Raw genomic sequence first — 14,199 nt, forward strand, 5'->3', positions numbered from 1 at the left:
AACCCCCTTTAGACAGCACGACGTGAAAGGACAAAGCCATGGCAACAGGCACTGTCAAATGGTTCAACACCCAAAAGGGGTACGGGTTCATTCAGCCCGATGAGGGTGGAGCGGATGTTTTCGTTCATATCTCGGCCGTCCAGAACTCCGGCATGACCGGTCTCGATGAAGGTCAAAAGATTTCCTACGAAATCGTCAAGGACAAGCGCACCGGCAAATCGGCCGCCGGCAACCTCGTCGCTGCCGACTAGTTCGGCACTCGCCAAATGAGCTTAGCCCGGCTCATTGGCCGGGCAGCAGGAACAGGGCGTAGACCAATTCGGTTTACGCTCTTTTCTTTTGGGCAAGAACAATCCCAGGGACACTTGCAGCCGCCGTTGGAAGCCCCATATGTGCCGGTGAACCGCGGAAGGCGCGGGGGGAATGCTCGCCGATTGGCCTTGACCATCATGGCCGGGACGGGCAACCTCTCGCAGGTAAGTTTCCCGAAAGCGTAGGTCGAGTCCGCTGACGTGAAGTCAGTGCGGATTTCGATATGCGCTTCAACGTATTTGTTAATTGATAGGAGGGATTGGCCGTTATGGACAAAGTCCCCATGACCGTGGCGGGACACGCCGCACTGCAAGCTGAACTTGAACGCCGCGCCGGTGTCGAACGTCGCGCGATCATCGACGCGATTTCCGAAGCGCGCGCCCATGGCGACCTTTCCGAAAACGCCGAATATCATGCGGCCAAAGAACAGCAGAGCCATAACGAAGGCCGCATCATGGAAATCGAATCCATGCTGGCCATGGCTGAGGTTGTCGATGTGTCCAAGCTGTCGGGTTCAACTGTTAAATTCGGCGCCACCGTAACCATGGTCGACGAAGACACTGACGAGGAAAAAACCTACCAGATCGTTGGCGACGCAGAGGCAGACGCCTCAGCGGGCCGCATATCGATATCCTCGCCGATTGCCCGCGCGCTGATCGGAAAGTCGGTTGGCGATTCGATAGAAGTGACGGCACCGGGCGGCGCCCGTGGCTATGAAATCCTCAAGATTGCCTTCATTTGATCGGACCGGGCGGGTCTGTTTGCAGGTCCGCCCATCCCCTTGATGTAATTTCGCCTCAGCAAACCAGGTTTTCCCCTGCCAAGTGGCACGCGCGCTTGTAACCTCGGGGCACCGTGCCATATTTGTTTCCAACACAAATTGATCGGCACGATACAATGCACGCCAAGACCATTATCATCGGCTCGGGCCCGGCCGGCTATACAGCCGCCATCTATGCCGCCCGCGCCATGCTCGAACCGCTCATGATCGCCGGCATGCAGCCGGGTGGCCAGCTTACAATCACAACAGACGTCGAGAACTATCCCGGCTTCGCCGATCCCATCCAGGGCCCCTGGCTTGTTGAGCAGATGCGCGCCCAGGCTGAACACATGGGTACAAAGATCGAGAATGATCTGATTGTCGACGTGGATTTCAACATCCGCCCCTTCCGGCTGACCGGCGATAGCGGCAAGATCTACACGGCCGACAGCGTCGTCATTGCCACCGGCGCACAGGCCAAGTGGCTCGGCCTGGAAACCGAAGAGAAATTTAAAGGCTTTGGTGTTTCCGCCTGCGCGACCTGCGATGGCTTTTTCTACCGCGACAAGACTGTTCTTGTAGTCGGTGGCGGCAATACAGCTGTCGAAGAAGCGCTGTTTCTGACCAATTTCGCTTCCAAGGTGATCATCGCGCACCGCCGTGATCAGTTCAGTGCGGAAAAGGTTATGCAGCAGCGCCTGTTCAAGCATCCCAAGATCGAGGTGCGCTGGAATACTGTTCTGGACGAAGTGCGCGGCGATAACATGCCCCCTTCGGTGCGCGGCGCCGTTCTGCGCGACGTCACCACCGATCAGACCCATGAACTTGAAGTCGATGGCATTTTCGTCGCAATCGGCCACGCTCCTGCCACTGAGATCTTTAATAGTAAGCTCGAAATGAAGCATGGTGGATATATCGTCACCGCGCCCGACAGCACAGCCACGTCGGTACCCGGCGTCTTTGCCGCAGGCGATGTGACTGACGATATCTATCGCCAGGCCGTTACCGCAGCCGGCATGGGCTGCATGGCAGCGCTTGAAGCCGAGCGCTATCTCGCGGCCCACGAAATGGCCGAAGCGGCCGAATAACGGCCAAAACAACGATTGATCGCCGCGCGCGGATCCCCCGCGAACGGCGCCACACAGAGGGGACATGGGGGATGCTCGACTGGGACAAGCTGCGCATATTCCATGTCGCCGCCGAATCGGGAAGCTTTACCCATTCGGCCGAAAAGCTCGGTATGTCCCAGTCAGCGGTATCGCGACAGATTTCGGCGCTTGAGGAAGACCTTGGCCTGAAACTGTTCATCCGCCATGCCCGTGGACTCGTGCTCACTGAAGTTGGCGAACAGCTCTTCCGGACTGCGCATCGCATGTCTTGGGAGTTGCAATCGGTGCAGGCCCAGATGACCGAGAGCCAGGATGTACCCACCGGCCCGCTTCTGGTCACCACCACTGTGGGCTTCGGTTCGACATGGCTGACAAAGCGCATCCACGAGTTCGTGACGCTGTACCCGACCATTCAGCTCGAAATCAAACTCAATGACGCCGAGCTTGACCTGGCCATGCGCGAGGCGGACGTCGCCATCCGCCTGCATCGGCCAAATCAGTCGGAAATGATTCAGCGCAAGCTCTTTACCGTTCACTTCCATATCTATGCCGCCGAGAGCTATCTCGCCGAGTACGGAACCCCCACCTCGATCGAAGAACTCGATTCTCACAAGATCGTCACGTTCGGCGAACCCTCGCCATCCTATCTCGGTGACGTGAATTTTCTTGAACGCATCGGGCGCCCGGACAACTCCCCACGCCGCACCACGCTCAAGGTCAACGCCATCTACGGGATGATGCAGGCGTGCCGTCAGGGAATCGGCATCGCCATGCTTCCCGACTACATCACCGAAGAAGAACCCAGCCTCAAGCGGGTCTTGACCGATGTCGATTTACCCGAGTTCGAGACTTACTTCGTCTACCCCCCAGCCCTCAAAAGCTCAAAGCGAGTCGGCGTTTTCCGCGACTTCCTGGTCGAAAAAGCCCGCGACTGGCAATACTAGGCCGCGCAGCCTCCCTCTAAATCTCGCTCAAATGGATTCGGCACACGCCTGATCGTAAGCAAGTCATGCCAACGCATGCTGCTGCGCTGGGTGCGTGGGTATGATCATGCCAAGGCACCGCCCCAATATCGCCCTCGCATTTGGGAAAGTAAAATTTTTTTACTCGCTCCGCGACCGCACTGCATACAAAAAAGTGTAAGGAAAACAGGCACATTGCCCGCCAATTAGGCACAGGCATGCATCGGATGCATGGCTGGCATAACCGGAACGGGCTTGTTGAGCCTGCATCTAATCTCTACCTATCCGCCAGACATTGCGCGTCTTTCCTCCTCCCTTTGGGCGCGTTTGATGTTCCCTCCTAACGAGAAGCTTGCTTCTCGTCCTGGCCCCGCTCTCCCCTCGAGCGGGGCTTCTTTTTTTTCTTCCTCCCCTTAATTGCCCACACATTGCGCATGCCTGTTCTGTGGCTTTGCACAAAATGCATGGCTGCCATGCCATTAGACGACTTCACAAGTCGTGATTACGATGGCATATACGCACTGTCACTGACGCGGCGCGCTTTTCCTCCTCCTCCCTAAAGCCCCCTGTGTCGTGACGCTAAGAGCGGGATGGGTTCCTCCTCCTCCCTCCCTGAACGCTCCTAAGGCCGTAATTCGAACTCCTCCTCCCTCGAATGCGGCCGACAGTTCAGAGGCCTCACCGACCCTCCTCGGTGAGGCCTCTTTTCATTTCCCCGCCCTATTTATGCTCAAAATTTAATCACAGAATGACGCATGCCTAATGCATAGCAGGTATGCGCTTTTGCTTGTTGTTGCAGCCCGCTGCAGCGCGCATATTCGCCTTGTCGATGAGCGACGCGCCCTCTCCTCCTCCCTGGGCCCCTCGCTCCCGGCAACCGAGTGAATGATGTATCCTCCTCCCACATCCTTCGCTCAACCGACCTGCGCCGTCTCCTCCTCCCTCGGCAGGGTCGTAAACTGAGAGATTTGGGCTTCGCCCGATCAAGGCTCCGTCTTCGGACGGAGCCTCTTTTTTTGCTTTCATCGCACGCATGCCAGCGATACTTCTCGAAGATCGGTTGAGGAGAATTGTCATGAAGGCCCTGGTGCTCGAGAAAACCCGCAGCCTTTCGCTGCGCGATATAGACCTGCCGGACACGCTCGGGCCACGCGATGTCAGAATTGCAATCGACACTGTGGGCATCTGCGGCAGCGATGTGCATTACTACACGCACGGTCGCATCGGTCCCTTCGTCGTCGAAAGTCCCATGGTGCTTGGCCACGAAGCGTCGGGCACTGTCAGCGAAATCGGAGCCGAGGTCACCACACTCAAGCCAGGCGATCGCGTCTGCATGGAGCCTGGCATCCCAAACCCGGACAACCGGGCGACGCGCTTGGGCCTCTACAATGTCGATCCTGATGTGACGTTCTGGGCAACTCCTCCGATCCATGGATGCCTCGCACCCAGCGTCGTCCACCCAGAAGCGTTTACCTACAAATTGCCTGATACAGTCTCATTTGCACAAGGCGCCATGATAGAGCCTCTGGCTGTCGGCATGCAGGCAGCCGCCAAGGCGAAAATAGCGCCCGGCGATACTGCATTGGTCATCGGCGCTGGTCCCATCGGCATCCTGACCGCTCTGGCCGCCCTCGCTGGTGGCTGCGCGCGCGTGTTCATTTCCGACCTTGAGCAGATCAAGCTCGACATCGCCGGTCAGTATTCCGGCGTCCATCCGATCAACATCGCTTCGCAAAACCTTAAGGACCGTATCCGCACCGAAACCGACGGCTGGGGCCTCGACGTCATCTTTGAGGCGAGTGGCAACCCACGCGCCTATGAGGGCATTTTCGACATGCTGCGCCCCTCGGGCGCCGTGGTGCTGGTCGGCATGCCCATTGCACCGGTGCCGCTCGATATCGTTGCCGCACAAGCTCGCGAAGCCCGGATCGAAACTGTGTTCCGCTACGCCCATGTTTACGATCGCGCCATCGCGCTGGTGGCCTCGGGCAAGATCGATCTTGATCCGCTCGTAACGAAGACATTTGCATTCGATGACGCGATTACAGCGTTCGAACGCGCCGCCGAGGGGCGCCCCGGCGACGTAAAGCTGCAAATCAAGCTTTAGCCGCCTCAAGGGGCCTAGCGAACCCCCGCGCAGAACGCCTCGATCCGATCCATGGCTTGTTCGAGCGTACGCTCCGATGCTGCGTATGAAACGCGGAAGTGTCCGCCCAGCCCGAACGCCGAGCCGTGGACAAGTGCGACACCATTCTCTTCAAGCAGAGCCATAACCAGGTCCTCGTCGCTTGCAAGGAGGCGCCCGCCGGCGCTTGTCTTGCCCAACAGCGCGGCACATGACGGAAACGCATAAAATGCGCCTTCGGGCACCAGGCACTCTAGCCCCACGCACTCTCTGAGCCGGGCAACCACCATATCCCGGCGCGCCTGGAAGGTCTCACGCCATTCCAGGAGAAATCCCTGCGGCCCATTGAGCGCCTCGACAGCAGCCCATTGAGAGATCGAAGGGGGATTGGTTGTCGACTGGCTCTGAAGCTTGAGCATGGCCTTCAATATGTCTTTAGGCCCCGTGCAGTACCCGATGCGCCAACCCGTCATCGCATGAGATTTTGAAACCCCGTTCATGGTCACTGTTCGCGCCATCAATTTTGGCTCCACCTCAGCTATGGTCGCAAAGCTGCGTGCGTCATAGACCAGCACCTCATAGATATCGTCGGTCAGGACATAGACATGGGGATGTCTCATCAGAACCGCTGCCAGCCCTGCCAGCTCATCGCGGGTATATGCAGCACCTGAAGGGTTGGACGGCGTGTTGAGAATGAGCCACTTGGTTCTCGGCGAGATCGCCGCATCCAGCGCTTGTGGTGTCAACTTGAAGCCAGTCTCCTGGCTGGCTTGGGCGAACACGGGTTCAGCTCCAGCCAACCTGACGATCTCGGGGTAGCTCACCCAATAGGGTACCGGCACCACCACCTCGTCACCGGGATTGAGAGTAGCCATCAGCGCGTTAAAAATGATCTGCTTGCCACCAGCGGAAACGAAACAATCCTCAGCGCTGACATCGAGCCCGTTGTCGCGGCGAAACTTGGCCGCAACTGCGTCTTTAAGTTCTGCAATGCCCTCGACATTGGTGTAGCGCGTCTCGCCCCGCTCGATTGCCGCGATGGCCGCTTTACGAACATGTTCGGGTGTATCGAAATCAGGTTCGCCTGCCGAAAGCGCTATGACATCCTTGCCGGCCTGCGCCATCTGACGGGCAAGCTGGGTGATACCCACGGTTGCTGACGGCTGCACACGCGACAATGCGTCTGAAATTAGTCCCATGACATGTCTCTACCTTTAGGTGGCATTTCCACCCGTTCTATAGCGGGTGATCGCACATCCAGCCATGTCTTTACCGGTGTCAATCGCCAATTTGTCGACCATGACATGCACTTGCGCGTTTGCATTGCACGAGGCAAGCTGACCATCAGCGAAGAGGAGGTAGAGGCCATGTTTGTTGAATCGATCCTGACCGTCAAAGGCAGCGACGTCATAACGGTTGCGTCGGACGCAACCATTGGCGACTTGATCGCCACCTTGGCCCGCCACAATATCGGCGCCGTCGTCGTCGTTGACCATGGCAAGGTAGAGGGTATCGTCTCCGAGCGCGATATCGTCCGCCATCTGGCCGGTAGCGCAGAAGGTTTCCGCGCCAAGCCCGTTGCTACGCTCATGACCCGGGCACCGAAGACCTGCACCAAGTCCGACACTGTCGATCAAGCAATGGGCATCATGTCCCAGGGGCGTTTCCGTCACCTGCCGGTTGTCGAGAACGGCCAATTGATCGGCATTATCTCGATAGGCGATGTGGTTAAGCGCAAGATTGAGGAGGCTGAGCAGGAAGCCGGAGCACTTCGCGATTATATCGCCAGTTGACCGGCTTGCCCGCGCCTGCGCGACCGGCTACCAGTGATTGTCTTTACATCTACTGGTAAAATTTCATGTCCGCTGCTCTGCCGTTAGCTCCCGATGCCGTTCGCGCGCATTTCCCTGCTTTTGCGGAACCTTCGCTAAGCGATTGGGCGTTCTTCGAGAACGCTGGCGGCTCCTACACGGCGCGGCAGGTCATTAATCGGCTTGCAGATTTTTACGCCAAGACCAAAGTCCAGCCCTATGGTGCCTATCCCGCTTCGATTTCGGGCGGAGAGGCAATGGATCTGGCCTATGAGCGCATGGCCACCGCACTCAATGTCGCTGTGGAGGCCGTTCAATTCGGCCCCTCCACAACGGCCAACACTTACGTCTTGGCGCAGGCCATTGGCCAGTGGCTCGAACCGGGCCAGACAATTGTCGTCACAGATCAGGATCATGAGGCAAATTCGGGCGCCTTGAGGCGCCTTGCCGAAAAGGGCATCACAATTCGCGAGTGGCGTTCCGATCCGGAGACCGGCCATCTCGATCCAGCTTCCCTTGATGCCCTGCTCGATGAAACGGTGCGCGTCGTCGCCTTCCCACACGCATCCAATATCGTTGGCGAGATCAATCCGGTTGCCAACATTTGCCGCAAGCTCAAATCGGTCGGCGTCATCTCGATGGTCGACGGGGTCTCTTACGCCCCACATGGATTGCCCGATGTCACAGCACTCGGCGCCGATATCTACCTGTTTTCCGCCTACAAGACTTTTGGTCCCCATCAGGGCATCATGGTCGTGCGTCCCGACCTCAACCAGGAGCTGCCCAATCAGGGCCATTTCTTCAACGCGGACCTCCCACGCAAGCGGCTGACCCCTGCAGGTCCCGACCATGCCCAGATTGCAGCCAGTGCCGGGATCTGCGATTACCTCGAAGCCATTGCAGCACTTTCAGGGGGCAGCGAAGGCGATCCTTTTCGCCGCGCCGAAACACTGATCCATGCCCAGGAACAAGCACTCCTGGAACCCCTCATGGAATATCTGCGGTCGCGCAGCGATCTGCGGCTCATTGGGCCGTCCGCTGCACACTTGCGCGCACCAACCATCGCGCTCGAACTGGGCGAGCCCGGTATTGCTGCGGCTAAACGGCTGGCCAATCACAAGATCATGGCTGGCGGTTCGCACTTTTACGCCTATCGACTCTTGCAGCGCCTGGGGATCGATCCCGAGAAAGGCGTGCTGCGCCTGAGCTTTGTTCACTACACAAGCCCCGAGGAAATCGACCGCCTCATCACTGCGCTCGACGCTGAGCTCTGAGCCGGCCGTGCCCCGTTCGCTTGCGCTGACGTGCCTGCTTTTGGCAACGGCTATCTGGGGCTTTGCCTTTATCGCCCAGAAGTCGGCGATGGATGCCATGGGTCCGCTCACCTTCACGGGCGCACGGTTTCTACTCGGCGGCTTGTTGATACTGCCGCTCGCCTTACGCGAAAATAACCGCCAGCCAGTTGCGCTGACAGCGCGGCAATGGGCGTTAATTGCGTTCCTGAGCTTCAATTTCTTTGCGGGCGCTATCCTCCAGCAATATGGGTTGCTGTTCACCACGGTCACGAATTCAGGCTTTCTTACCGGGCTTTATATTCTTCTGGTCCCGATGATCCTGCTGTTCGTTTTCCGACAGCCGCCTCATAAGGTCATATGGCTCGGCGTACCCGTCGCACTAATCGGCCTGTTTCTGCTCAACGGCGCGCGTCTCGATCGGCTCAACACCGGCGATGGGCTGGTCATCTTCAGCGCGGTTTTCTGGGCACTTCACGTGCTTTTGCTCGGCTATCTGGCACGGGAAACTGCGCGGCCCATCTTCATATCATCGATGAGCTTTCTCATTGCCGGAGCCCTTGGCACAATAGGCGCCTTCGCAGTTGAAGTCCCAACCATCTCAGCCCTATCCGCCGGCTGGATGGAAATCCTCTATGCCGGCGCCCTTTCAACGGCTGTCGGCTTCACCCTTCAGGCCATCGGGCAACAACACGTTCCACCTGCCAATGCCGCCATAATCCTGTCGGCAGAGAGCCTTTTCGCCGCAATTGGCGGGGCGCTCATTCTTGGCGAGCGGCTGCAATCGATTGGCTATTTTGGCGTTGCGCTGATCTTCGCGGCGGTGCTGCTTGTCGAGTTGCTGCCAAATCTCAAGCCAAAGCCTGTCACTGAATCCGGTTGAGCTGAATATCCTCGCAGAACACGAATAGCGCGCAGGCTTGGAGCCGCATCGCGTCGTTGCTGGTCTGGGTAACCGTGCCTCCGATGTTGAACCCTTCGAGCGTCACAGTGCCGTTCCATTCGTTCATACGAACATGGCGCGCGTTCTTGAACATGTATGTGTTGAGATATTTGGTATTGCGCGCATCTTTCTTGTCTTCCTGAATCCAGATCAGTTCCGCGCACAGACGGTCGCCGTTTTCCCCGCAATAGGTAAACTCATAGCGCGACTCCTTATTGTCGGGTTCCCATAGGCCAATGGGGTTGAATTGCTCCTGCGCCAAAGCGGGCGTTGCAACAAGCATTGCGACAAGCAACGGCATCGAGCGAAAAAGGGAACCAAAGCAATGCGCCATCGGGAAAAACTCCGCAGAGATAGAATGTACTGAGCCTGACTTTTTTGCCCTATGGCAACTGAACGTCGCATGAACCATGCAGACCAAGATCAATGTGTCATAGCAGCGTCATGAGTCGACATTACGTTCGTCAAGGCAGCCGGCACCCCCGCCGGTCAGCTCGACGCCGATACCCCATTCGGCACCACCTTCCGGTCGCCCGCCTCGGCGACCGTTTTCTTTTCCTGTGGAAGAGCATGCCGACACCCCCGCCACAAGGGCACACTCGGGTTACAAACATGGGTCACTCACATTTTCCGGGATGGCCCCGTGGCCAAGCTCTACTTTTCCTATGCCGCAATGAATGCGGGCAAATCCACCCTGCTGCTGCAGGCCGCCCACAATTACCGCGAACGCGGCATGCGCCCCCTCCTCTACACCTCGGCGCTCTATGTCGAGGACGGCATGGGCCTGATCCGCTCGCGGATCGGCATCGCTGAGCCTGCGCTCCTCTATAATCCGCATGACGACCTCTATCAGTCGGTTCGCGACAATGAGGAAGAGTCCAAGATCGATTGCGTGCTTGTCGATGAGGCGCAGTTTCTCTCCCGCGATCAGGTCTGGCAGTTGGCCCGGGTCGCCGACCGGTTGTCCATTCCGGTCATGTGTTACGGATTACGCACCGATTTTCAGGGTAAGCTCTTCCCTGGATCAATGGAATTGCTCGCCACCGCGGACACGCTGCGCGAAATCCGCACGGTTTGCACCTGCGGGGCAAAAGCGACAATGGTCGTGCGTCAGGATATGAATGGACGCGCGCTGACCGATGGCGATCAAGTCTCGATCGAAAAGTCGGTCTATCTCTCGCTTTGCCGCAAGCACTGGGAAGAAGCTGTCGGCCGCTGGCCGGTGAAAGGACCATAACCATGCAAGACAACGCAATCGAACCGCGCGGTGCGATGACCATCCGAACTATGGCCATGCCCGCCGATACAAACGCCGCTGGCGACATCTTCGGCGGCTGGGTTATGAGCCAGATGGACATTGCAGGCGCCATTTGCGCTGTCGAGACCATTGGAGGGCGGGTCGCAACGGTCGCTGTTGAAGCCATGAGTTTCATCGCACCGGTCAGGGTGGGCGATGTGCTTTGCGTCTATACGTGGATCGACAGGATTGGAAACACGTCCATCAAGGTCGGGATGGAGGCCTGGACAAAATCCCGCGACGTCCCCCGCCGCACCAAGGTCACCGAGGGCCATTTCATCTATGTCGCCCTCACCGATGACGGCAAGAAACGTTCGATTGGCAAGGACTAGACCGGCGAGACTAGAGCGCTGCGAGACGTTCCAAATTATCGGCCCGGTCGCGTTCGGCCAGGGGCAGCGCCAACAGCCGGGTTATCATCTCGCGCGAGAGTGGGTTTTTGTTGGCGGCAAACGCCAACGCAAAATGCTCTCCAAGTGTAATCCTGTCCCCATCAAAAGCAATTAATTCCAGGGTTTGCCCGGCCTCGATGTAACCTTCCGAAATCACCCTTAAATAAGCTCCGGGACGGCCTGCATCCCGGAACTTTTTAACGAACGCCGGGTCGCCCATCCGCTTGGCAAGCGTCGCACAGGGGATCCGCGATGACGTGACTTCAAGCAACACCTCGCCAACAGCCAGGCGGTCGCCAATACAAAGATTGGCGCTTTCGATTCCCGATACCGTCAGGTTTTCCCCGAACATTCCGGCCGCGCTCGTTACCTCGTGCGCCCTCCAGAACGCATAATCTTCCGACGAATAGAGATAGAGCGCCTGGCCCGGTCCACCGTGATGTCTGGTATCGAGCACAACGTCACCCTCGGCACCCAGCCGATGCACTCGCACTGCGCCTTGAACAGGCTGCTTGCAGATTCCCGTCAGTTTTTCCGGGCGTTCCGGATCAAGCGCGACAGGCTGGGCAATATTGACACTTTTGAGGACAATTTCGGACATATCGCTTTTAAGACAACCCTGTTCATTCACGGTTCAAGCAGCGTTTGCAATCTCTGTAGCCGAGAACCATTACTGCGGTAAACCGCGCATCGCGACTCGCGATGGAACCAAAGGGCCGGCTTGCAAATTTTTGCCACAAAGCCCCAATTCTCTCGAAGGGAGAGCGACATGAACTTCAGGACATTTGCGACCGCGGCAATTCTTGCGGTCACTGGCATTCTGGCGACTGTAACCGGTGCTCAAGCCTATCAGGCCTTTGCCACTGCGGCGCTTAACGTGCGGACCGGTCCCAGCACCAGCTATCCCGTCGTTGCCGCGCTTTCCACCAATCAGGTGGTCGAGGTTACAGGCTGCAACAATACCAACACCTGGTGCCAGGTTTCGGCAGCCAATATTCGCGGCTGGGCATCGGCCCGCTATTTGCGCCCCATCAACGATGGTCGCCCGACCCCGGCACCGGCTCCGGCCCCTGCTCCCAACCAGCCCGATATCGGATTTTCAATCAACACGCCCAATTTCAACGTGACAATCGGCAACAACCGTCCGGGTACACCTGCCCCGTCAGGCCGCGTCTGCTTTTATGAAGAATATGACTACGCCGGTCGCAGCTTCTGCGGCACCGGTGACGATAACGAGCGCTTCCTGGGCAATTTCTGGAACGATCGCATCCGCTCAGCCCGCGTCGAGGGCAATGTGAGCGCCACGGTCTGCACGAGCCCGAACTTCAACGGCCGTTGCGCCGTAATCGACCGCTCGGTGCGCAACCTGGGTATGCTTTCCGACGACATTTCATCGTATTATCTGGGTCGCCGTTGATCCGGATCAAACGCTGGATCGACCAACCCGCCCGGCACGTCCGGGCGGGATTTTTACGTTTCGCATCAGCAAATCCTGGGCGTTGCCGAAAAAGCACGGTTCCGCGCCAATTCGCCAATTTGGCTGATTGCCCATTTTTTGACCGATTCGTTCCTAGTTCTGGTCACAACTTCGTGTAGAAACCTGTTCCGTCGCCAAACAGAAACGGGTCAGGACCCTCATGAAATTCATCAAGCCTGCAGTGCTGATCACAGCACTCACTCTTGGAGCTTTCCCCCTCGCCACTTCAGCCATCAACGCGCAGGACACGATCGGTATCGTTCAAACCCTGTCAGGCACCGCATCATGGTATGGCGGCAAGTTCCACGGCAGAAAAACCGCCAACGGCGAAACCTACAATCAGCACGCCCTCACAGCAGCGCACCGCTACCTGCCCTTCGGCACCGAGGTTGTGGTCACCAACAGCAACAATGGTGAGAGCGTCGTGGTTCGCATCAATGATCGCGGTCCCTTCACGGGCGGACGCATCATCGACCTTTCGCACGAAGCTGCCAGCCAGATCGGCATGATCAATTCCGGCACTGCAAAGGTCGTTGTCGAAGTTATCGGCTGATTTCCTGCCATTACCGCATCGTCCACAGGGCGCTCCGAAGTACCGGAGCGCCCTGTTTTATGGAAAATTCAGGCGAGCGCTGCCGGTTCTCCACAGCCTGAAACCAGACGAAACCAAAAATTTACCTTCAATTTTAGTTTCCCGCACAACCAGCCGTTAACCGCGCATAGTTCGGGTGTCGCAAGGACGTACTTCCTGAGGTGCCCTGGCGATCGCGGCAGAAATGCCGCCGGCGTTGTGCGCACTGTTTGGCGACATGCGCACACGCCGGTTTGGGGGCTAGTTTGAGTATGAAGCCGACGGCGAAACCTTGCCGTTTGCACAGTTCCAAGTCCTTGGCCGGGTCGCCAACCCTGCCGTATCGAGGGTTGCTCATGTCCTACAAAATGACGACACAAAAACTGGTATCGATGTCCGTCGCTGCTCTGACGGGCGCAAGCCTTTGCGCTTTGTTCACAATGGTCCTTTTCGTGACCGGCGCTCTGGCTGCATAAAGAAAAGGGGCCCGCTGGGCCCCTTTTGCAAGCGATCTTTCCGCTTTGCCTTCTGCCGCGGCCAATTGCTCCACATAGTCCTCAAGCCCCCAGCGTAATGAAAACGCTGATTGAGGCGACACGGCAGCGACCGCTCTACACCCACGATCGTTTCACATGCCCCGCCTCGGTCTGAGGCAGACGCCCGATATAGGTTGGCCAGAAGAACGCGTCGGAATCCTCCTGGTTTTCGCAGCATGAAACCAGAATGGCCACAGGCTTGACGCCCCGTCTCCCTTCGCGCCGACATCCAATTTCGTGCACGAGAGCGTTTAGCAACGAAAAAGCCCGCGCAGCATGCTGCGCGGGCTCATTCAAATAGACTGCATGGAGGGATTAGAATTCCGCCCAGTCGTCCTCCTTGAGGGCGGCATTGCCGTCAACCAGGTAGGAACGTGCTGCCTTGGCGACGTCGCGCTTATGTGGCTGCGCCACCACAGGATCGTTCGAGATGGTCGTCGTTTTGTCGATGGTAAAGATTGCCACCACACGGTCGAGCTCTGAAGCCTGGGCCTCTGTCTGCTCGATTGCCGCATTGGTTTCCTCGACCAGCGCCGCATTGTGCTGGGTCATCTCGTCCATCTGCTGAACAGCTGTCCGCACTTCACCGATCGCCGTTGTCTGCTCGCGGTT

15 protein-coding genes and 1 pseudogene are annotated in these 14,199 nt (G+C 57.8%); 12 read left to right on the top strand and 4 right to left on the bottom strand.

What is annotated here, in order from left to right:
- Window positions 1-38 precede the first annotated feature (38 nt).
- The 5 genes from ACN0TA_RS11600 to ACN0TA_RS11620 all read left to right on the top strand — a co-directional run bounded on the left by ACN0TA_RS11600 (window position 39) and on the right by ACN0TA_RS11620 (window position 5,250).
- The gene (locus ACN0TA_RS11600; protein ID WP_264226951.1) at window positions 39-251 is read left to right on the top strand and encodes a cold-shock protein; all 213 of its coding nucleotides are present in this window, start codon (window positions 39-41) and stop codon (window positions 249-251) included.
- A gap of 329 nt (window positions 252-580) precedes the next feature.
- Entirely contained in the window at window positions 581-1,054 is a 474-nt protein-coding gene (greA, locus tag ACN0TA_RS11605; protein ID WP_417583018.1) for a transcription elongation factor GreA, read from the top strand.
- Window positions 1,055-1,209: 155 nt separating this feature from the next.
- Window positions 1,210-2,160: a thioredoxin-disulfide reductase gene (gene trxB / locus ACN0TA_RS11610; RefSeq protein WP_417583020.1), complete on the top strand. Its 951-nt coding sequence runs from the start codon at window positions 1,210-1,212 to the stop codon at window positions 2,158-2,160.
- A gap of 71 nt (window positions 2,161-2,231) precedes the next feature.
- Window positions 2,232-3,125 carry a LysR family transcriptional regulator gene (locus ACN0TA_RS11615; protein WP_417583022.1) on the top strand — a complete coding sequence of 298 codons (894 nt, stop codon included), beginning with the start codon at window positions 2,232-2,234 and terminating at the stop codon, window positions 3,123-3,125.
- 1,093 nt (window positions 3,126-4,218) lie between these two features.
- Entirely contained in the window at window positions 4,219-5,250 is a 1,032-nt protein-coding gene (locus ACN0TA_RS11620; RefSeq protein WP_417583024.1) for an NAD(P)-dependent alcohol dehydrogenase, read from the top strand.
- A 14-nt stretch (window positions 5,251-5,264) separates the two neighbouring features.
- Here ACN0TA_RS11620 and ACN0TA_RS11625 read toward each other — a convergent pair whose 3' ends face one another.
- On the bottom strand, window positions 5,265-6,467 hold the full coding sequence (locus tag ACN0TA_RS11625; RefSeq protein WP_417583026.1) for a pyridoxal phosphate-dependent aminotransferase: 1,203 nt from the start codon (window positions 6,465-6,467) through the stop codon (window positions 5,265-5,267).
- 3 nt (window positions 6,468-6,470) lie between these two features.
- Between ACN0TA_RS11625 and ACN0TA_RS11630 the strand changes: the two genes are divergently transcribed.
- The 3 genes from ACN0TA_RS11630 to ACN0TA_RS11640 all read left to right on the top strand — a co-directional run bounded on the left by ACN0TA_RS11630 (window position 6,471) and on the right by ACN0TA_RS11640 (window position 9,254).
- Window positions 6,471-7,061, top strand: coding sequence for a CBS domain-containing protein (locus tag ACN0TA_RS11630; protein ID WP_417583028.1), 591 nt, complete (start codon window positions 6,471-6,473; stop codon window positions 7,059-7,061).
- Between the two features lie 65 nt (window positions 7,062-7,126).
- Window positions 7,127-8,353 (top strand): aminotransferase class V-fold PLP-dependent enzyme, encoded by a 1,227-nt coding sequence (locus tag ACN0TA_RS11635; RefSeq protein WP_417583030.1) that lies wholly within the window; start codon window positions 7,127-7,129, stop codon window positions 8,351-8,353.
- A gap of 7 nt (window positions 8,354-8,360) precedes the next feature.
- The gene (locus ACN0TA_RS11640) at window positions 8,361-9,254 is read left to right on the top strand and encodes a DMT family transporter (protein WP_417583032.1); all 894 of its coding nucleotides are present in this window, start codon (window positions 8,361-8,363) and stop codon (window positions 9,252-9,254) included.
- Here the strand turns inward: ACN0TA_RS11640 and ACN0TA_RS11645 are convergent.
- Complete coding sequence (locus ACN0TA_RS11645; RefSeq protein WP_417583034.1) at window positions 9,238-9,648, bottom strand: hypothetical protein; 411 nt, start codon at window positions 9,646-9,648, stop codon at window positions 9,238-9,240. The genes ACN0TA_RS11640 and ACN0TA_RS11645 overlap by 17 nt on opposite strands.
- 309 nt (window positions 9,649-9,957) lie before the next feature.
- On the opposite strand from ACN0TA_RS11645, the gene ACN0TA_RS11650 reads away from it, so the two are divergent.
- Window positions 9,958-10,551, top strand: a complete 594-nt coding sequence (locus ACN0TA_RS11650; protein WP_417583036.1) for a thymidine kinase — start codon at window positions 9,958-9,960, stop codon at window positions 10,549-10,551.
- A gap of 2 nt (window positions 10,552-10,553) precedes the next feature.
- Window positions 10,554-10,943, top strand: coding sequence for an acyl-CoA thioesterase (locus tag ACN0TA_RS11655; protein WP_417583038.1), 390 nt, complete (start codon window positions 10,554-10,556; stop codon window positions 10,941-10,943).
- Between the two features lie 10 nt (window positions 10,944-10,953).
- Here ACN0TA_RS11655 and ACN0TA_RS11660 read toward each other — a convergent pair whose 3' ends face one another.
- Entirely contained in the window at window positions 10,954-11,604 is a 651-nt protein-coding gene (locus tag ACN0TA_RS11660; protein ID WP_417583040.1) for an MOSC domain-containing protein, read from the bottom strand.
- 168 nt (window positions 11,605-11,772) lie between these two features.
- On the opposite strand from ACN0TA_RS11660, the gene ACN0TA_RS11665 reads away from it, so the two are divergent.
- Both ACN0TA_RS11665 and ACN0TA_RS11670 read left to right on the top strand, forming a co-directional pair.
- Window positions 11,773-12,420, top strand: a complete 648-nt coding sequence (locus tag ACN0TA_RS11665) for a peptidase inhibitor family I36 protein (RefSeq protein ID WP_417583042.1) — start codon at window positions 11,773-11,775, stop codon at window positions 12,418-12,420.
- Window positions 12,421-12,640: 220 nt separating this feature from the next.
- Window positions 12,641-13,033, top strand: a complete 393-nt coding sequence (locus ACN0TA_RS11670) for a septal ring lytic transglycosylase RlpA family protein (RefSeq protein WP_417583044.1) — start codon at window positions 12,641-12,643, stop codon at window positions 13,031-13,033.
- 869 nt (window positions 13,034-13,902) lie between these two features.
- Here ACN0TA_RS11670 and ACN0TA_RS11675 read toward each other — a convergent pair.
- Window positions 13,903-14,199 (bottom strand): annotated as a pseudogene (locus ACN0TA_RS11675) (methyl-accepting chemotaxis protein); the annotation flags it as partial.

Origin of the sequence: Pelagibacterium sp. (assembly GCF_048264985.1) — a bacterium.
In the GTDB taxonomy this organism is placed as follows: domain Bacteria; phylum Pseudomonadota; class Alphaproteobacteria; order Rhizobiales; family Devosiaceae; genus Pelagibacterium.